This is a genomic window from Corynebacterium sp. MSK012 (assembly GCF_030232435.1).
GTDB lineage: Bacteria > Actinomycetota > Actinomycetes > Mycobacteriales > Mycobacteriaceae > Corynebacterium > Corynebacterium jeikeium_D.
This window is the reverse complement of record NZ_JASPJU010000004.1, coordinates 35,794-53,549: the sequence shown is the minus strand read 5'-3', so window position 1 is coordinate 53,549 and position 17,756 is coordinate 35,794. Positions and strand designations below refer to the sequence as shown.

18 protein-coding genes are annotated in these 17,756 nt (G+C 59.0%); 12 read left to right on the top strand and 6 right to left on the bottom strand.

From position 1 onward, the window contains the following. Window positions 1–753: 753 nt before the first annotated feature. The 8 genes from QP977_RS03370 (at window position 754) to QP977_RS03335 (ending at window position 8,212) form a co-directional block, all read left to right on the top strand. Window positions 754–3,660: a DUF4040 family protein gene (locus QP977_RS03370; RefSeq protein WP_502870946.1), complete on the top strand. Its 2,907-nt coding sequence runs from the start codon at window positions 754–756 to the stop codon at window positions 3,658–3,660. Further along, window positions 3,657–4,139, top strand: coding sequence for a sodium:proton antiporter (locus tag QP977_RS03365; protein ID WP_070546318.1), 483 nt, complete (start codon window positions 3,657–3,659; stop codon window positions 4,137–4,139). Before QP977_RS03370 ends, QP977_RS03365 begins: the two co-directional genes overlap by 4 nt. An 11-nt stretch (window positions 4,140–4,150) precedes the next feature. Further along, entirely contained in the window at window positions 4,151–5,692 is a 1,542-nt protein-coding gene (locus QP977_RS03360; RefSeq protein WP_070546379.1) for a monovalent cation/H+ antiporter subunit D family protein, read from the top strand. Next, complete coding sequence (locus tag QP977_RS03355; protein WP_016421915.1) at window positions 5,692–6,174, top strand: Na+/H+ antiporter subunit E; 483 nt, start codon at window positions 5,692–5,694, stop codon at window positions 6,172–6,174. The genes QP977_RS03360 and QP977_RS03355 overlap by 1 nt, the downstream gene beginning before the upstream one ends. Further along, the gene (locus tag QP977_RS03350; protein WP_005511667.1) at window positions 6,171–6,461 is read left to right on the top strand and encodes a monovalent cation/H+ antiporter complex subunit F; all 291 of its coding nucleotides are present in this window, start codon (window positions 6,171–6,173) and stop codon (window positions 6,459–6,461) included. The genes QP977_RS03355 and QP977_RS03350 overlap by 4 nt, the downstream gene beginning before the upstream one ends. 24 nt (window positions 6,462–6,485) lie before the next feature. Continuing rightward, window positions 6,486–6,827 (top strand): monovalent cation/H(+) antiporter subunit G, encoded by a 342-nt coding sequence (locus tag QP977_RS03345; RefSeq protein WP_016421914.1) that lies wholly within the window; start codon window positions 6,486–6,488, stop codon window positions 6,825–6,827. A 588-nt stretch (window positions 6,828–7,415) separates the two neighbouring features. After that, the gene (locus tag QP977_RS03340; protein ID WP_016421913.1) at window positions 7,416–7,724 is read left to right on the top strand and encodes a hypothetical protein; all 309 of its coding nucleotides are present in this window, start codon (window positions 7,416–7,418) and stop codon (window positions 7,722–7,724) included. 140 nt (window positions 7,725–7,864) lie between these two features. Continuing rightward, a complete protein-coding gene (locus tag QP977_RS03335) occupies window positions 7,865–8,212 on the top strand; it encodes a hypothetical protein (protein ID WP_016421912.1) in 348 nt (115 codons plus the stop codon). A gap of 224 nt (window positions 8,213–8,436) precedes the next feature. Here QP977_RS03335 and QP977_RS03330 read toward each other — a convergent pair whose 3' ends face one another. Next, a complete protein-coding gene (locus tag QP977_RS03330; RefSeq protein WP_070549770.1) occupies window positions 8,437–9,966 on the bottom strand; it encodes a catalase in 1,530 nt (509 codons plus the stop codon). Between the two features lie 361 nt (window positions 9,967–10,327). On the opposite strand from QP977_RS03330, the gene QP977_RS03325 reads away from it, so the two are divergent. From QP977_RS03325 to QP977_RS03310, 4 genes are all read left to right on the top strand, one after another. Further along, on the top strand, window positions 10,328–11,431 hold the full coding sequence (locus tag QP977_RS03325; RefSeq protein WP_016421910.1) for an efflux RND transporter periplasmic adaptor subunit: 1,104 nt from the start codon (window positions 10,328–10,330) through the stop codon (window positions 11,429–11,431). 9 nt (window positions 11,432–11,440) lie between these two features. After that, window positions 11,441–12,178: an ABC transporter ATP-binding protein gene (locus tag QP977_RS03320; protein WP_016421909.1), complete on the top strand. Its 738-nt coding sequence runs from the start codon at window positions 11,441–11,443 to the stop codon at window positions 12,176–12,178. Next, window positions 12,165–13,595: an ABC transporter permease gene (locus QP977_RS03315; protein WP_016421908.1), complete on the top strand. Its 1,431-nt coding sequence runs from the start codon at window positions 12,165–12,167 to the stop codon at window positions 13,593–13,595. The genes QP977_RS03320 and QP977_RS03315 overlap by 14 nt, the downstream gene beginning before the upstream one ends. A gap of 102 nt (window positions 13,596–13,697) precedes the next feature. Beyond that, window positions 13,698–14,282 (top strand): RNA polymerase sigma factor, encoded by a 585-nt coding sequence (locus tag QP977_RS03310; protein ID WP_172620227.1) that lies wholly within the window; start codon window positions 13,698–13,700, stop codon window positions 14,280–14,282. A gap of 58 nt (window positions 14,283–14,340) precedes the next feature. On the opposite strand, the gene QP977_RS03305 is transcribed toward QP977_RS03310, so the two are convergent. The 5 genes from QP977_RS03305 to QP977_RS03285 all read right to left on the bottom strand — a co-directional run bounded on the left by QP977_RS03305 (window position 14,341) and on the right by QP977_RS03285 (window position 17,206). Beyond that, window positions 14,341–14,892: a hypothetical protein gene (locus tag QP977_RS03305; RefSeq protein ID WP_049171128.1), complete on the bottom strand. Its 552-nt coding sequence runs from the start codon at window positions 14,890–14,892 to the stop codon at window positions 14,341–14,343. Further along, window positions 14,889–15,344: a hypothetical protein gene (locus QP977_RS03300; protein ID WP_049171130.1), complete on the bottom strand. Its 456-nt coding sequence runs from the start codon at window positions 15,342–15,344 to the stop codon at window positions 14,889–14,891. Before QP977_RS03300 ends, QP977_RS03305 begins: the two co-directional genes overlap by 4 nt. Then, window positions 15,331–16,419, bottom strand: coding sequence for an Asp23/Gls24 family envelope stress response protein (locus QP977_RS03295; protein ID WP_049171133.1), 1,089 nt, complete (start codon window positions 16,417–16,419; stop codon window positions 15,331–15,333). Before QP977_RS03295 ends, QP977_RS03300 begins: the two co-directional genes overlap by 14 nt. Further along, window positions 16,416–16,613 carry a hypothetical protein gene (locus tag QP977_RS03290; RefSeq protein ID WP_005511694.1) on the bottom strand — a complete coding sequence of 66 codons (198 nt, stop codon included), beginning with the start codon at window positions 16,611–16,613 and terminating at the stop codon, window positions 16,416–16,418. The genes QP977_RS03295 and QP977_RS03290 overlap by 4 nt, the downstream gene beginning before the upstream one ends. Before the next feature lie 65 nt (window positions 16,614–16,678). Further along, on the bottom strand, window positions 16,679–17,206 hold the full coding sequence (locus QP977_RS03285; protein ID WP_016421902.1) for an Asp23/Gls24 family envelope stress response protein: 528 nt from the start codon (window positions 17,204–17,206) through the stop codon (window positions 16,679–16,681). Window positions 17,207–17,756: the final 550 nt, after the last annotated feature.

The following is a 17,756-nucleotide window of genomic DNA, read 5'->3' as shown; positions in this document are numbered from 1 at the left end:
CTGGAGTTATCCGGGCGAGGGAGGGTTTCGTCGTTGGCTGCTGAACCCTACTTTTTGCCGCGGTTCAGGGTTGATAGCCAAAGAGTGCGTCTGACTCTCAAGATAGCGACTAGTCAGACCCCAACCGCGGCAGCACCACAGCCCGGGGTTACGGGGTTACGTGGCAAAACTGTCAACCCGAAAACTCCGGGGCTGCAAATGTGAAACTGTGTGAGTTTATGACACTTTCAAGCCATTTTTCGGGCCATTTTTGTCATAAACCTAGTCAGTAACTCGGATCAATCCAACGTCACCAGACATAAACGCAGTCAGTAACTCCCACCGACGCCCCGTTCATCACTCGTTCCTATGTATTTTCACTACTGCATCCGCACAGACTTTCCCCGCTCCCCCAAATGCCCCTTTCACCCCGCGTGAAGCAATTTCGTGGCTGTTAGTCTGTAGAAGTACGAACCTTTTTAACAGCAATGTGAAAGTAGCCCCCAAGTGACGCACCTGGCAGCAGCTCTGGCATCAGCCAGCTCCTTTACAGCCAGTCCGCCGTCGGCGACCGCACCACCAGACCAGACATTGGCTTCTGAGTTTGCGTCCGGCGGCGTATCGGCAACATTGAATTCTTTAGATTCCATTCTTTCTGCCCCGGCAACGATTACCCCCCAAGCAAGCAGCTCCGCAGAGCACGCAACAACGCTCGCAGCTCAAGCAGCTCAAGCAGTCCAAGCCACCCAAGCAGCCCAAACCTCCGCCAACAGCCTGACCCTCCTTTCGGTCCCGCTGTTGGTCGCGGTTGCCCTGGCGCTGACCCCGCTGTTTGTGAAGCTCCTTGGTCGTCACGCAGGCTGGCCCATCGTCGCGTTTTTTCTCGCGTCGGTGGTCCAGCTTTCGCGTGTAACGGGCGATATTCTCGACGGCACCACCTTCACCTGGTCCCGCGTCTGGTCCCCGGAACTGAACGCGGCGTTTGCGCTGAAGCTCGATCCCCTCTCCATGGTGTTCAGCTTCTTGGCGCTGTTGGTGGGCTCGATAGTCTTCATCTACTCCACCGCGTATTTGCCGCCGAAGAAATCCGCGATGAGCTTCTACGTCCTGATGACGGCGTTCATGCTGGCGGTTTTGCTCCTCGTGCTTGCCGACGACATCATGCTCCTCTTCATCGGGTGGGAACTGGTCTCGATGGCGTCGTTCCTGCTCATTGCGAGGTCGGGCTCGTCGGGCGAGCTGGGCTCGTTGCGCACACTCCTGCTGACCTTCACCGGTGGCCTGCTGCTTCTGGCCGCCCTCGGCGGTGCGGTGTGGCTAACCGGCTCCACGAACCTCACCGAGGTTTTGGCTTCGCCTGAGTGGGAGGCCAACCCGGCAGCGCGCAGCCTCATTGCCGCGCTGGTGGCCCTGGGCGCTTTCACGAAGGCAGCCCAGTTCCCCTTCCACGCCTGGCTTCCAGAGGCCATGGCGGCGGCAACTCCCGTCTCGGCTTTCTTGCACGCTGCGGCCGTCGTCAAGGCGGGCGTTTACCTGCTGATGCGTTTTTCCACGGTCTTCGCGGACGTGCGCGTGTGGCAGTTGCTGCTGATTGTCATGGGTATGTGGACGGCTGTTGCCACGGCCTACTTTGCGCTGCAGCAGACTGACCTGAAGAAGCTGATTGCGTACTCGACGGTCTCGCAGTTGGGTTGGATTGTTGCCACGATTGGTGTGGGTACGAAGTTCGCCATTATGGCTGCGGTTGTGCACACCATTGCGCACGCGATGTTTAAGTCTTCGCTGTTCATGATGGCTGGTGTGGTTGATCACCAGGCGGGCACGCGCGATATTCGTCGCCTCGGACCGCTGTGGAAGCAGATGCCGTGGAGCTTTGGCTCGATGATTTTCGGTGCGGCATCGATGGCGGCAATTCCGCCGTTCTTCGGCTTCATGTCGAAGGAGGGCATGCTGACCGCATTCGAGGGCGCACCTTTGTCCAACACCGGTGTCGTCATTCTGCTGACGGTGGCGGCGATTGGTGCGATTGGTACTTTCGCGTACTCGGCACGTTTGGTGTTCGGTGCGTTTGTGGATGGTCCGCGCAATGTTGACCACATCACTGAGGCTCCAATTTCGCTGTGGCTGCCGGCCGCTATCCCTGGCCTGCTGAGCCTGCCTGCGGCCTTCGCTGCCGGCGCTATTTTGAACCGCCCGCTGGACCGCGTGGCCGATACGGTCGGTCAGCTTCCGGCTGGCACGACTCAGGAATCGCACTTGAGTCTGTGGCACGGCGTGAATGTGCCGCTGATTATCTCTGTGATTGTGCTGGCTGTCGGCGTGGGCTTCATCTTCACTCGTGCCCGCGTAGGCGCCGTCATGGCAGACCGCAAGCTCTTCCCGTTCACTGGTGTGGAGGCAATCAACGCGTCGCTGAGCGTCTCGCAGCGTGTGGGGCGCGCGATGGGCAAGGTGGCGCGTTCGCATCAGCCATCGCGTCACCTGTTGCCGCTGCTTGGTTTGCTCGCGGTGTACGCCCTGGTTATTGCAATCGCTCCGGGTGTCGGGGGCGCTCCGGTGCTGCCGAAGATCGACGGCATCGATCACCTGACCGATCTGATTCCGCTGGTTGTTGTCGTGATTGGCGTGTGGGCCACGCTTCGGGCGAAGAACCGTTTGCAGGCGGCTGTGCTGCTCGGCGTCACCGGTGTTGGTGTCACGCTGCAGATTCTCCTGCTGGGCGCACCGGATGTGGCATTGACGCAGTTCATGGTGGAAATCCTGACTGTCGTGCTGATGATGCTGGTGCTGCGCTTCCAGCCGCGTGCGTTCTCTGAGACCTCGAAGAACCGCCGTGCCTCGGCGGCGGTTGTGGCAGTTGCCGTGGGCTTGGCTACGTTCGGCGCGGTGTGGTTCCTCACTGGCCGTCGTCAGATGCCTGAGGTCGCGCAGTGGTACATCGATAGCACTGAGAAGGTCACGGGCGAGACCAACATTGTCAACGTGATCCTGGTTGAGTTCCGTGCTTTCGATACCATGGGTGAGCTGGCGGTTCTCGGTATGGCGGGTGTCGCGATGGCGGCGGTTGTCACGTCTATGCCTCGCTTCCCGCACCTGCTCGATCAGCCTTCCCCGCTTGCGGAGCCCGCTCTGAACTCCATCATGATGCGTTGGCTGGTCCGCTGGTTGGCTCCGCTTCTGTTCGCCCTGTCCGCTGTGGTTCTCTACCGCGGCGGTACCGCTCCGGGCGGCGGCTTCAACGCGGCGCTGATTGGCGCCGCTGCCGTCATGCTGATTTACCTGTCCAAGGACCGCGACGAGCTGGTCTTTGGCGAGAAGATCCCGGCAGTGCTCAGCGCTGCGGGTGTCATCACGGCTATCGGCACGGGCTTCATCGGTTTCGCCAAGGGGTCGTTCTTGGCACCGCTGTACGGCGAGTTCCTGGGTCAGCACCTCACCACGGCATTGCTTTTCGACGTCGGCGTGTACCTGGCCGTCATCGGCATTGTGGCAACCGCGCTGAATCTCCTGGGCGGCCCGAACCGTCCTGGTGTGACCGGGTCGGACGATGTGATGCAGGATCTCTACTCAGACCGCTCAAGCTTGCGGGTGCCGCCGGAGATGGGCGTGTTCGCCTCAGAAGCGGAGAGCGCTCCAGCCCCCGCCCCAGCTCATGCCACCGTTGAGGAGGCCAAGAAGTGATTATCGCCATCATGGCTGCCGTCCTCGCAGGCGGTGGCACGTACCTGGTGCTACAGCGCGGCATGCTGCGCACCATCATCGGTATGACTCTGATTTCCCATGCCGCCAACCTGATTATTTTGTCCACGGGTGTCGGCGCCTGGCGCGGCGAACCGCTGCTGGGCAACGAGACCACTGCGGGCGCTGGCGCTGCCGAGCAGATGGCTGACCCGCTGCCGCAGGCATTCGTGCTGACGGCCATCGTGATTACCATGGCCGTCACCGCGTTCATGCTGGCTCTGTCTGGTTTGGGCCGCGATGACGACACTCGTATCCATGAGGACCGCGAGGCTATGCGACAGCTGTCGACGGCTGGTCGTCGTGCGGGTAAGCACATTCCGTCGGACTCGGATTCCACGGTCACCGGCACCCCAGGGGTCTCTTCGGCTCCGAATAAGTTCCCGCGCGAGACCACATTCGGCGGTGACGAGAAATGGTAGAAGCCTCTGCAATGTCCCCTTCAACTCTGTCTTCGCTACTGCCGCTGTTTGCGGCACTGCCGCTGATTCTGTCGGCGGTCGCAGCCATTCTGCCGAAGCTGTGGATGCGCGCGACGATGGGCATCGCCGTTCCGGCACTGTCGTCGCTGGCTGCGTTTTGGGTGATGTTCTACGTCGCTGACAACGGCCCGGTCGGCCACGGTGTGGGCGCGTTCCCCGGTGGTATCTCGATTCCTTTCTTGGCGGACACGTTCTCCATGCTGATGCTGGGTGTGGCCGCGGCTGTGGTTGCCATCGGTAACTGGTTCGCCCACGTCGCGGGCGAAAACACTTCGCGGTTCTTCCCCTCCCTGACGCTGATGATGTTGTCCGGTATGTCGGGTGCTTTCCTGACTGCCGATTTGTTCAACTTCTTCGTGTTCATGGAGGTCATGCTGCTGCCGTCCTATGGCCTGATCGCGGTAACCGGTACCTGGCACCGCCTGGCTGCTGGCCGTAACTTCGTGCTGGTCAACCTCTTGACCTCCACGGTGCTGCTGATTGGTGTCGCGCTGATTTACGGCTCGGCGGGCAATGTGAACATCGCAATGCTGGCCGACATGGCCAGCGAGGGCGGCCCCGGCGGCACGGGTGTGGTCGCGCTGGGCATTGTCATCATTGCGCTGTGTGTGAAGGCTGGTTTGGTTCCGGCGCACACATGGCTGCCGAGGACGTACCCGTCGACAAGCCCTGCGGTGATGGCACTGTTCTCTGCGGTGCACACGAAGGTTGCGGTGTACATGCTCTTCCGCATTTACGTCGTGATTGTGGGCATGAATCCCTCCTGGCACTGGCCGATCATTATCATCATGGCGATCTCGATGCTGGTCGGCGCGTTTGCTGGTCTCGCGGAGAACACCATGCGTGAGGTGCTGGCCTACCAGATGGTCACGGGTATGCCGTTCATTCTGATCGTGTTGGCGTTCACGGACGCTAACGACGGGGGCAGCGCCAAGGCTGCCCTGGCTGCGGGTATTTTCTACGCAATCCACCACATGGTGACTGTCGGCGCCCTCATTCTGGGCTCCGGCGCGGTGGAAGAGACCTACGGTACGGGTACGCTCTCTAGGCTTTCGGGGCTTGCTCGCCGCGACCAAGCGGTTGCCTGGGTGATGGCGGCAATGAGCTTCTCCATTGTGGGCTTCCCACCGTTTTCCGGCGTGTGGGGCAAGGTGGGCATTGTCTTTGCCTCTGCCGCCACTGGCGATGCTCGCTCGATTGTTGCGATCACCGCAATCATCGTTGCCTCACTGGGCTCGCTGCTGGCCATGATTCGCCTGTGGCGCGCGGTCTTCTGGGGCCGACCCATGCAGGGCGTGGATGATTCGGTTCGTGTTCCGGGAACGCTGGTTGCGCCGTCCGCCATGCTGGCAATTGTTTCCGTGGCCATGTTCGTCGCGGTCGGCGCCGTCACTTGGGCGACCACCGGCGCGGCCGATGCGCTGCTGAATATTGATGGCTACCGCGAGGCCACACTCGGCGGAGTTGAAAACGCCATCGGAGGTATTTACTGATGAAGTTTCTACACGTTATCCGCTATTCCCTCTGGCTGGTCTGGCAGGTTGTTGTAGCTGCGACGGACGTGGTGCTCGATACTCTGCGCCCGAACCAGAAGCAGCAGCCGGTGCTCATTGGACTGCCGCTGCGTGTGAAGTCTGACCTTGAGGTCACTCTCTTTGCCGAGTCCATCACCATGACCCCGGGCACGCTGGTCTGCGGCGTCCGTGAAACCGATGCGGGACGGTTGTTTATCATCCACGCGATCTTCGGTGCCGACCTGGACGCGCTGTACGACTCCCTCTACGACATGGAGGAGCACCTCGTCCCCCGCCTCCGCGATGTCCCCCGCCCGAAGGCATTTGTCTTCGAGGAATACAACGCAGACCAGTTCATTGACCCGGATGCCGTCGTCGGTGTTGCCGCTGAGGTCGACCATGGTCTGCCACTGCCGGATGGCATTGCCTCCAATGGCGAAGACAAAGGAGCACGCTCATGAATGACACATTGATCGATCCCACCGCAGTACAGGTAATTAGCGGCATTGGCATTGCTCTGTGTTCAGTGGCGCTGCTTGTGGGCGTGGTGCTGATCTTCCGGGTCAAGGGCAATGTCTCACGCGCAGTGCTTTCCGACGCCGCCTTCTACCCCATGGTGGGAGTGTTCCTCACAACTGCCATGCTGCGGACTACAGCCATTACTTTCGATATTGCAATGCTGGCGGGCTTGCTTGGCATTTTGTCGACCGTGGGCCTGGCCCGAGTTATTTCCCGTGGCCGCCGCTAAGACCGATTAAGGACGAATCGCACTATGAGTATCGCTTCAATCCTTGTAACTATCTTGTTTGCCGTGCTGGTCATTGGCGGATCTCTGTACCTGCTCCTGGCGGGCGTGGCCATGTGGCGCTCTAAAGATGCCCTGAGCCGGTTGAACCAACTTTCCGCCGGAATCATGGTGGGCATCCCCGCGCTGGTGATTGCCAACTTGGTCTTAGAGGCCGACCAGGGCGATCTGACGTGGGGCAAAACCCTCACCGCCATTCTGGCCATTGTTGCTGTCCTGGTCGTCGCTACCGTCGCCTCCGAAGTACTTGGACGCGCGGTGCTGGGTGCCCGTGACGGCTCCGCTGAGGACTACGTCCCGGAGCGGTAGCTAGCGGCGCGGGAAACGTCCTGAACACACCGTTAGCGGCCAGTTTCACAGCGACCCCTCAGCGCGCTCCGACACCCCCTTTAGGCCACCCGGCCTACCCAAAAGGGGGTATATTTCCCCACACTTTTGGCCTCCCACAATGTGATGTACCTCTCATGGGCTATGGCCCGCTCGTTAACCCCGCTTATGCCCCTAAATTGAGTGGCAGTTTTTGCCATTTACTAAACTTTGGTTTCCCTTACTTAGGGAACCCTTAGTTATCATTTGTGATGAATTTGCCGTTTGCCTGCACCTTTGTGACACCAAGAACAAAACAATCAATGCAATCCCGGTAAATTTTAAGAAAACAACGCTTTTGTCATCCGATATTCAGGCAGAGGCCGGAGTCGTCACAGACACCACAAAACCGCCCTCTTTCCAATGTTTTTAGGCGAATTTGAGCGAGCTTTGAGGGACGCAACCGACCGAAAGCGGATCGAGGCACTTATTTTTTCATTGCAGCCCCTTGCCCCATCGGTTAACTTAATTTCTGTGAGTCAGCCAAGAGCGACTCAAAATCTTTACCCCCGAGAACCTAAGGATTTTCTCATGTCCTGCTCCGCAGAAGATATCGCAACCATCCTCGAAGCCCTTCCGGCCGTCACCGTCGAGAGCCCGCTGCCGGCTTTCGAGCAGCTGGCTGGCAACGACGTCAACTTCGCTAACGTCGGTGGCGACCTGAACCTGCCGTTCGGTAACGACTTCCTGGACATCTCCGTCACCGACGACCACTCCACCCACGACTCCCACGACGTCGAGGTTTCCGACTTCCTGAACCCGGAGACCACCGTCGACAAGTCCGACCAGCGTAAGTTCGACTTCCTGAACCCGAGCATCTCTGGCATCGGCGCCAAGTAAGCTCCTGGGCTTCATGGCAGGACAATAGCTCCGCCAATCCTTGACACAATAAACCGCCAGTCTCTAAAAAAGACTGCGGTTTATTGTTCAGTTAAAACCGATATTCTTCATTTCGTTACTGTCTAAAAGGAACACCAAAAATGGACGTCACTCCTATCGTTGAGGTTCTGGAAGCAATGCCTTCCGGCCCGACCGTCAACGTCACCTTCGAGATTAACCCGACCATCGATGGTGACCTGACCCTCCTGGAAACCGGTGACTGGAACGCTCCGTTCGGCCGCGACTTCATGGACATCAACATCACGAACGATCAGTCCACCCACAACGACAACTCCACCCACGTCTCCGGCGTTGAGGCTGATAGTGTCTCCGACGCTGCCGAACAGGGTCGAGAGGTGTCCGAGTCCGCCGAAGAAGCCGACGAGGCTGCAGCTGCTCCGAAGTCGCTTTTCAACGGCTCCCCGAGCCTGCCGGGCATCGGTGCCTAAAACAGCTCACACTTAGGGTTGTTCCTTAGCCGCCCAAACCGGGCCGGCGTGCAGGCAACCACAAAGCCGTGGCTGTCATGCACAGACAGAAGTTTTAAATAAAGCGTTAGCCCTGCAGATGGTTCAACCATTTGCAGGGCTAACGCTTTTCTATTTACTTTGATCTACCGCGTGACTGTGCAGCTCTACTCTGCGGTTTTACTGCACAGCCCTACGCGGTTGCTTTACTTCGTTGCCTTAAAGCGCTTTTCCACCTCGGCACCGAGCCAGGAATCAACGTTGGTCCAGTACTGGTAGACACGCTGCTCCACCTCTGGGGAAACACCCTGCATGGCACCGACGATGTTGTTTGCCAAGCGATCGCGCTCGGCATCGTCCATCACGTTGCGAACAAGGTCGCCTGGCTGCGAGAAGTCATCATCCTCAGGGTGCTGCACGTAGGCGCCAGCGTAGAACTCTTCGCCCACGCTCTCCCACTGACCAAAGGCACCAGCATCGACCTGGCCGGCGTGACCGGAGCGCACTGGGCAACCAGCGGCCTTAGCCGCAGCCTCAGTATCGGCCTCCGGGCCGCGAGCGGTGGCGTTGGAGCCGTGAACCGGCAGCTTCGGATCCGAGTAGTAGTACGTGGCCGCACCATCCTGCGAGAAGGAATTCACTGGGCAGCGAGACTGGTTCACCGGCAGCTGATCGCTGTTGACGCCAAGGCGGTAGCGGTGCGCATCAGCGTAGGAGAACACACGCGCCAGCAGCATCTTGTCCGGCGAGAAGCCGACACCCGGGACCGTATTCGACGGTGCGAAAGCGGCCTGCTCAACCTCAGCAAAGAAGTTGCCCGGATTGCGGTTCAGAGTGAAGTGGCCGACCGGAATCAGCGGGTAGTCCTTCTGAGACCAGGTCTTGGTCAGGTCGAACGGGTTCACCTTGTAGCTGGCGGCCTCGTCGTAAGGCATGATCTGCACCTTGACGTCCCAGGTTGGGTAGTCGCCGCGCTCAATCGCCTCGAAGAGATCCTGGCGAGCGTGGTCGGTGTTTTCGCCAACCAGCTCGGCGGCTTCATCATCCGTCAGGAACTCCCAGCCCTGGCGAGTCTTAAAGTGGTACTTAACCCAAAAACGCTCCCCTTCAGCGTTAATCCACTGATAGGTGTGAGAACCGAAGCCATCCATATGACGGAAGTCCTTCGGAATACCGCGGTCACCCATCAAGTAAGTGACCTGGTGAGCGGACTCCGGAGAGGCAGTCCAGAAATCCCACTGCATATTGGCGTCGCGCAAACCTGTGTCCGGCAGGCGCTTCTGAGAGTGGATGAAGTCCGGGAACTTAATGCCATCGCGGATGAAGAACACTGGCGTGTTGTTGCCCACGATATCGAGGTTGCCCTCTTCGGTGTAGAACTTCAGTGCAAAGCCGCGCACGTCACGCCAGCCATCCGGGGAGCCCTGCTCACCTGCGACAGTGGAGAATCGCGCCAGCATCGGCGTGACCGTGTTCGGCTGGAATACTGCAGCCTTGGTGTACTTGGAGACATCCTCGGTGATGGTCAGTTCACCGAAAGCACCTGCACCCTTAGCGTGAACAACGCGCTCCGGAATGCGCTCACGGTTGAAGTGCGCGAGCTTTTCCAGCAGGTGGATGTCGTGGAGGTTAATACCTCCCTGTGGGCCATTGGTTAGCGAGTGCTGCTCTGTAGGAACCGGCGCACCGTTGAGGCGAGTGGTCGGACCATTGGAACCTTCATAGAGATTGGACATGGGGATTTCCTCCTAAAGACAGGGGCTAGATGGCAGTCACAACATGCCCTGACGTTTTCCACCCTACACGAAGTTTCATATTTTTCCTATTAGTCTCCCGCGATTGATATGTGGCCTTAATTATTAGTCCGATTAGGTTCGCTGTATCAGCCGCAAACACTCGGCCCTAAAAAGGGCAAAATTCCCTCCGCGAAAACCACACACAATGACCGTCGAAAAGCACTTACCGCGCTTTCATGCAATACCTATCAGCAGTGAATAAAAGGTATAGCCAGCACTACCACTGCCCGCAGGCGTTGAGGGTAGGATTTTTCGCGTACCACGCTGTCAATTTGGATTTTGATCGGATACTTCTGCAGACATGAAAAAACAAGGGAGGGGCGCAAAAGCGCTCATAGTCTTCAAGTACACGCTGGCGTTGCTGGCGACCGTTGCGCTTCTCAAGATCGCATTCTTCCCCGCTAACGACGAGGACTATGCGCAAGCAACCGGTGATTTCTCCCAGCCCACCACGGAGCTATCCCCTCAGCGGATCAATAACACGCAGAAGCTGTCTGCCACCATCGTCCCGGATGAGCCCACGGTGATCCGCGCCAACGCGTCTGGTGAAATCACTGACGCCTTTGTCAACAGCGGTGGCAACGCCGTAGAGGGGCAAAACCTGCTCCAAGTGAAGAAGACCTCGGTGTCCGAGACTGCCAGCACCTCCGGCGGCGCGGATTCCGATGATGAAAGCGCCGCAGCCGCCGCACCCGAAACTACCGTGACTTGGGGCAACATCACCGCTAAGGCTTCTGGCACTGTGCAGTGGGATATCGTCATTGGCCAGACGGTCGAGATTGGCCAGGAAATTGGCACGATTTCGCCGAATAGCTTCCACGCCGTAGCACCTATTAAGCCGAGCCAGCTGTACACGCTGGGAGACTCGATTAACAATGGCCGCCTCGCTATCACCGATGGCCCGGCACCGTTTTTGTGCGATTCGGTGAAGACCGTCACGGGAAGTAGCGCGGGCTCGCAGAACACTGGCGCCGGGGATGGCGCTGGCATGGGCGCCGCCGCTGCTGGAAATTCCTCGGGCGGCCCACAGCTGCGCTGTGACATTCCCGCAGATCAGACCGTCTACGAAGGTGTTCCTGCCACGCTGATTCTTGGCAGTGGCACCACCTCGGAGGTCCCGGCACTGCCGGTGACCGCCGTGGAGGGACGCTTCCGCGAAGGTGTCGTCTACGCTCCGGCTAAGGACGGCGGAAAGCCCACCAAAATCAAGGTTGAACTGGGCGCCAACGATGGCACTTTCATTGAGATCAAGCGCGGCCTGAAGGAAGGCCAGCAGGTCTTGGAGTACGTACCTTCCTACAAGGATGAGTCCGCCGGCGACGGCACTGACACCGGCACCGGCGCTGGTGATGGCAGCGACACTGGCTTCGATGAGTCCGGCGATGACGCTGGCTCTGAAAAGTAGGCCCGCGCCATGCTTAGTTTGACCGCAGTCACTCGAACAGTGACGCTCCCCAACGGCGAGGAGCTGCCTATTTTGAAAGGCATCGACCTCGAAGTGCCCCGCGGCGAGCACCTCAGCATTGTCGGCCAGTCAGGTTCGGGTAAGTCAACGCTGCTGAACATCATTGGCATGCTCGATTTGCCAGACTCCGGCACCTACACGTTCGACGGCACTGATATTTCCACTTTGTCGGACAGGAAACGCGCTGCGCTCCGAGGCGATAATTTGGGATTCGTCTTCCAACAGTTCAACCTCTTCCCCTCCCGCACCACGCTGGAAAACGTTGAGGTTCCGCTGATGTACGACCGAGGTGAGAAGTTTTGGAATCGCACCGAGCTCGCCGCCGCGATGCTGGAGCGCGTCGGCCTGGGGGACCGCCTAGAGGCCACGCCTTCGCAGCTTTCGGGCGGTGAACAGCAGCGTGTGGCTATTGCCCGCGCGCTCGTGCGCCAACCGCAGCTCATTCTTGCCGATGAGCCCACCGGTGCGCTCGATGTCGACACCGGCAAGATCGTTATGAATCTGCTCGAAGAAGTCGCGGCGGAAAACAACGCTGCGTTGATTCTGATTACGCACGATTTAGAGGTCGCCGAGCGCGGCGATCGGGTGCTTGAGCTTCGCGACGGTCAGTTGCACGCCGACTCCGTCCTACTATCTGCTGCCAACGCTATGCAAGGCTCCGAGGAGGCTGCTGATGACGACGAATAATGAAACCGAATCGAAGTCACGGCCTTCCTTCCTCTATGCAGCAACGCCTTATCTCGGCGCTCTGCTGGAGGCGTGGCATGAGCTGCGCATTAACCGTGGCCGCATCATGCTGTCGCTGGTCAGTGTGGCTGCCGCAGTGTGGGCGATGACCACGGTTATTGCACTTGGCAATATTCTCACCAGCTCTCAGGATGCGGTAACCGCGCAGAGCACGGGTGTCGCCGGAACGGTCACTTTGACTGCCGGAGCGGGTAGCTCCGATTCCGAGGAAGGCAGTAACTTCGGCGACAGCGGCTTCGGCGACGGCAGCGCCGGCACAATGGCCGATAGCTTTGGAAGCTTCGGCGGCGAGGGCACCGGCGGAAACGGTCCGGACGATTTGAGCGTCCTCAACCCGGACGGGTCTATCAATGACGCCTTTTCCACTGCCACGCATCGCCTGGTGAAGACCACCCATGCCAACTTGTGGTCCCGAGTTCGCATGCAGCCAGCGACACCCGAGCAAAATATGGATGACTGCGCTCCGGATGATTACGAGTGTTTTTCGCCAGGTACTCCCGAGCTGATCGCCGCTGACCCCGGTTGGTTCGATATCTACGCCCGCACCATCGTGCAGGGACGTCGTTTGGAAGATGCCGATGGGCAGCGCTTGATGAACCCCGTGGTGGTCAACGACCAGTTCTACGAAAGTCTGGGCAACCCAGCGCTAGCCGACCATCCAACCTTCAGGTTGAAGGAAACGGGTAACACCACCTTCACCGTGGTGGGAGTGTATAAGTCTCTGGGTTCATGGGACGCCCCGAGCATTGTCACGCACTACGATTCCTTCCTCAACGCCGGCTACGAAGGACAGGTGGGTGAGCCGCAACTTCTCGTCGCGACGCCTGAAGAATCCGCAAAGGAGAACCAGAAGGCGCTGCACAACATTTTCCAGGCGGAGCTCGGCCCCAGCTGGAAGGTGAATACCTCCCTGTCGGAGAAGGACACGCAGATTTCCCAGGAGATGAATAACACCATCACCACTGCGCTGGGCATTATCGGTGGCATTGTGATTGCGCTTGGCGCATTGGGGCTGCTCACGGTCTCGATTGTCACCATTGGCCACCGCGTCCGTGAGATTGGTATTCGTCGCGCAATGGGCGCGTCGGCAGGCAGGATCTTTATCTCTGTGTTCCTGGAGTCGATTGTCGCCACGACGGTGGCGGGTGTGGTTGGCGTGATTGCCTCTATCATCACGGTCAAGCAACTGCCGCTGGATAAGATGCTGGCGCTGCCGCTGGAGACCGGTGCCGTGGCCTACCCCGTCACGGCCGCTGTGATCGGCGTGCTGGTCGCGACATTTGTGGGCGCACTGGCAGGTATCATCCCGGCCACTATTGCCGTCCGCGTCAAGCCCATCGACGCCATCCGCTTCTAGCTTTTCAGCCCTTAGTTCGCCTGGCTGCGTCGCCGCCTGCTTTTTGCAGGTGAGGTCACGTGCAGACAGGCGAATTATCTTTAGGTTTTAAGTTGCTAAGCTATGTCCATGACTCCCGCACGCCTCGTCTCTAATGACGAATACATCACGCAGCTGGCGCTGAAAGCCGGCCGCGGTGATCAGGCTGCGCTGACGGAGTTCGTGCGGCTGACGCAGAAGGACGTGTGGCGTCTGGTCGCGCATCTGGGCGGCGTTGATGCCGCGGATGATTTAACGCAGGAGACGTATCTGCGCGTGATGGGGGCGCTTCCCCGCTTTGCGGCGCGTTCTTCTGCCCGTACCTGGCTATTGTCGCTGGCCCGGCGCGTGTGGGTGGATTCGGTCCGCCATGATTCGGCACGCCCGAAGAAGTCCGCGATGGAAGTGGAAAACGCTGCCGAGCAGTTCACAACCGGCGAGTCCTGGTCTGAGCTCGCTGATGCCCGCGTGCTACTGGAGCAGCTGCCGGAGGAACGCCGCGAGGCACTCATTCTGACGCAGGTGCTGGGGTACTCCTACGCGGAGGCCGCGGAAATCGCAGGGTGTCGTGTGGGAACCATTCGCTCCCGTGTCGCTCGTGCGCGCCGGGATTTGGTTGCCGCGCTTGACGACGGCGATAGTGCCACCGGCGACTCTGCTGCTGTTTAGCTCCCTCCGGCCAGGGGACGTAGCTAGCCGTTGTAGGTTGTCTCTCCCGCGAGGCTAACTAACGGTCCAGTTCGATTTTGTAGGTCGAGGCGATATCCGCATGGCCGAGGGCATCACGCATTTCACGCTCCGCGTTTTTCAGGGCAGCTACAACAGCGGGGAGGCTCGCCTGCGGTGGCATTGCCACAGTCACTTCCAAGGTGGGTATTCCATTATCCCGGTAGACCCGTGAATCCGCCTGGTTGATGTGGGCGTTGCGCTCTAGATCGGTGCACACCGCATCGGCAACATCGGCGACCGGCAGCGAAATCTCTCCTAACTTTTCCTGTGATTCCGATGCGGCGACCGTGCTGAACCGGTGTGATCGCAGATTAGCGACCACCAAGCTGCAGCCGACCACCGCTAGAATCGCTGTAATTACACCGAGGACGGGAACATACCAGCTTTGCTCAGGTATTTTTCCCCAGGATTCCATCCGCCCGGTGTCATGAAGCCACTGTGCAGGAGCGACATCGAAGTAGCTAGCAATCGCCCATGTTGCTACCAGTAGTAACAGCGCTGAGAAGAGGAACAACACAATTCGGTCGAATACGCTTACTGATGTTTTCACTTGTCATCACCTTCGTATCCGCCGTGAGTTCCGGAAGCAAGTGCCGTGCCATTCTGGATTTCTTGGTAGTCAGACTCATGCATCCAAACTGGCAGGTTGCCATCGTCATCGACGCGTACATACCGGCGCGGGGCGGGAAGAAACACCGCGATGAGCTGTCCCAGCCCATAGATTGCAGCGAGGATTCCGACGAGGAGCAACACCCATGACGCGGCTGAGCCCTGTGGGTTGCTGAACCAGTCGAATACCGGTTGTAACCATGAGGTGTCACCTGAGCTATTGGCGCTAATGATTGCTTCTCTACCTGCGACTATGGCCGCTGCAATCATCAACAGTCCGGCGAAAACTCCCAGCCCGCGGACCTTTGGTGATTGACGCGGGTCACGTCCCTGGCGAGTTTCGACTGACCCGTCCGAGACCACCGCGGCCGATGACCTCTCAGTCGGCGTCATAGGGTGTCACCTCAATCTTTTTCAGTGGGCGCGGCTCTGGCGTGCTTACCACCACGGTACGTGGTTGTGGCACGGATACCGGGCGCAGCTGCTCCTGTCGTGGTGCGCGAACCTGTTTCAACCGGGTTGGACGCGGCACTTTAACCGGCCGTAGTAGTGCTGGTCGTGGCGTCTTAACGTTAATTGTGCGTGGCGACGGCACTCGTACCGGACGCAGCTTTGGTTGCCGGGGGACACTCACCTGTACCAAGGACTTCGGCTTTGGTGCTGCGACTTTTCGCAGCTGTATTGGCCGTGGAGTTGGTGTGCGACGCACCTGTACCGGCTTCGGCGCCGAGGTGCGAGTCACTGGCAGCGGCGGTGGTGCAACAATGCGACGGGCCGGTTGCGGCTTTGGTGCCTTAATAGCCACAGCTGGTTGCGGCTTCGGCGGCGTGATGAAGCGCATCGGTTGTGGAGCAGGTGCTGGGACACTGCGTACTCGTTCTGGACGCGGCGGAGTAATGCTGCGTACCGGCTGCGGTGTCACCGGCTGAATGCTACGCACTAACTGTGGCTGCGGTACTGAAATACTGCGCACCGGCTGCGGCGTCGGCACGGCGATGGACCGCACTTCTGGGACCCGCCGCACCTTTGGGGCGGTCACTACCTGCTGGTTCACCCGGACAGGTGTCAACTGCGGGTGATCTGAAAAGTACGCTAAGTCCTGCCGGGTGACACGCACGTGCCCGGGTTCGACGCTGTCGATGTCAACATCGACGGTGACATTTTCAAGACCGGCCATATCAGCGAGCCAGGCGGCGACGCTTGAACGAATGCGCACTGCAATTTCCGCTGTCGGTGCCGGCCATGATGCAACGGCGCGAACTGCGACTCGAACTGCACTAACGGCATTGGTCGTGGCAGAACTAGGAGCAATCTCACTGTCGATAGAGACAATTGGATAGTCGCGCCCTAGCACACGGGATTGGTCGAGGGTGCCGGGAACCGCGCGCACGGCCATCTCTACGATGCGGCGGATCGCCTTTTCGCTTACGACGGTAGTGCCACGCGTTGCTGGAACGTGGATAGTCACCGTCGGCGGCCTCCTCGGTTGAACTTACGGTTGAGCTCTGGCGCATCGATTTTGCCATCGAGTACCGCACCGGCTGCACCGGCCAGACCTCCGAAGGCAATAACCGCAAGAAAGCCCGTGAAACCACCAATCATTGCGGCGAAGCACAGGACAACGGCAATCGTCGCGAAAGTCTTTGTGTAATTATCGAACATGAAATTCCCCTTTATACGGGCTTAACTGCCCATCCTGCCCTGCTTCGACGCGCAATAGTTGTTAACTACTGGACGCGTGGCTGCTCCTTGGGCTCGTTAGCAGCTGCGATGGCCTTGCGCTGCTCTTCGCGCTGCTTAGCGGCCTCTTCTTCGCGCTCCTGCGGGGTCTGGTAGTCGGTGTGAACATCGGATACGTCGACATTGACTTCAGTGACCTCGAGGCCGGTCATACGCTCAACGGAGCTAATGACGTTCTGGCGGATAGCCTCTGCCAGCTCGTGGATGGCAACGCCGTACTCAGCGATGATGGTGACGTCGACTGCAGCCTGGCGCTCGCCGACCTCAACGGCAATTCCCTGGGACACGTTGGCGCTGCCGCCGGAGACAAACTCACGGACGGAGCCAGCGAAGCGATCCATGCCACCACCAAGGTCATAGACACCGGAGACCTCGCGGGTAGCGATGCCTGCAATCTTGGAGACGACGCTGTCGTCGATAGAAGTGTGGCCGTGACCGGTTCCCTTATTCGCGGAGTCCGAGCCAGCCTGAGTTGCCGGGGTGTTCTTAGCAGTGTTCTTTGCGTTGTCAGCCATGATGTGCCGTTCCTGTTCTCAGTGTTGTAGACGAAATGTCTGGACAATGCCGATGCTATAGCCGCCACAGGCAATCTGCAGTGCGACTAGGAGTACATAGCTGCGTGAGACCCCCTCTAGTAGGGCTTTCGTTATAAAAAATTCTTAGATAACCGGATCGCAGATTTGATTTGTTTTTGCCCACAGCCTTCCGGGTATTTTTGTATTTTTGGATTACTCCTGCGTGACGGCAGTTTTTACCTGCCATTCACGGTTCTGATGTTACGAGCGGCCCCCACTTGCCTGCAGAATGCTAACAAATTCAACAACTTTGTATAACAAGGTGCAATTTGCGGCACTATTCCATATTTCGACGTTGGATTAGTACCGGCCCTGGTTGGAACTCGTGCGCGCCACGATTTGGTTGCCGCGCTTGACGACGGCGACAGTGCCAGCGGCGACTCTGCTGCTGGTTAGTGCAGCTGTTTAGCCATGCTCCCCCGATAGGCGTTGCCCTTTTTGCCACCCCATTTTTGGAGCGCTATCGCACATGATTGCTCAGTTGAGCGTA

Excerpts from the sequence above, each read along its gene's own strand:
- QP977_RS03360 (WP_070546379.1), top strand. The coding sequence starts at position 4,151 with ATGTCCCCTTCAACTCTGTCTTCGCTACTGCCGCTGTTTGCGGCACTG.
- QP977_RS03355 (WP_016421915.1), top strand. The coding sequence starts at position 5,692 with ATGAAGTTTCTACACGTTATCCGCTATTCCCTCTGGCTGGTCTGGCAG.
- QP977_RS03350 (WP_005511667.1), top strand. The coding sequence starts at position 6,171 with ATGAATGACACATTGATCGATCCCACCGCAGTACAGGTAATTAGCGGC.
- QP977_RS03345 (WP_016421914.1), top strand. The coding sequence starts at position 6,486 with ATGAGTATCGCTTCAATCCTTGTAACTATCTTGTTTGCCGTGCTGGTC.
- QP977_RS03340 (WP_016421913.1), top strand. The coding sequence starts at position 7,416 with ATGTCCTGCTCCGCAGAAGATATCGCAACCATCCTCGAAGCCCTTCCG.
- QP977_RS03335 (WP_016421912.1), top strand. The coding sequence starts at position 7,865 with ATGGACGTCACTCCTATCGTTGAGGTTCTGGAAGCAATGCCTTCCGGC.
- QP977_RS03330 (WP_070549770.1), bottom strand. The coding sequence starts at position 9,966 with ATGTCCAATCTCTATGAAGGTTCCAATGGTCCGACCACTCGCCTCAAC.
- QP977_RS03325 (WP_016421910.1), top strand. The coding sequence starts at position 10,328 with ATGAAAAAACAAGGGAGGGGCGCAAAAGCGCTCATAGTCTTCAAGTAC.
- QP977_RS03320 (WP_016421909.1), top strand. The coding sequence starts at position 11,441 with ATGCTTAGTTTGACCGCAGTCACTCGAACAGTGACGCTCCCCAACGGC.
- QP977_RS03315 (WP_016421908.1), top strand. The coding sequence starts at position 12,165 with ATGACGACGAATAATGAAACCGAATCGAAGTCACGGCCTTCCTTCCTC.
- QP977_RS03310 (WP_172620227.1), top strand. The coding sequence starts at position 13,698 with ATGTCCATGACTCCCGCACGCCTCGTCTCTAATGACGAATACATCACG.
- QP977_RS03300 (WP_049171130.1), bottom strand. The coding sequence starts at position 15,344 with ATGACGCCGACTGAGAGGTCATCGGCCGCGGTGGTCTCGGACGGGTCA.
- QP977_RS03290 (WP_005511694.1), bottom strand. The coding sequence starts at position 16,613 with ATGTTCGATAATTACACAAAGACTTTCGCGACGATTGCCGTTGTCCTG.
- QP977_RS03285 (WP_016421902.1), bottom strand. The coding sequence starts at position 17,206 with ATGGCTGACAACGCAAAGAACACTGCTAAGAACACCCCGGCAACTCAG.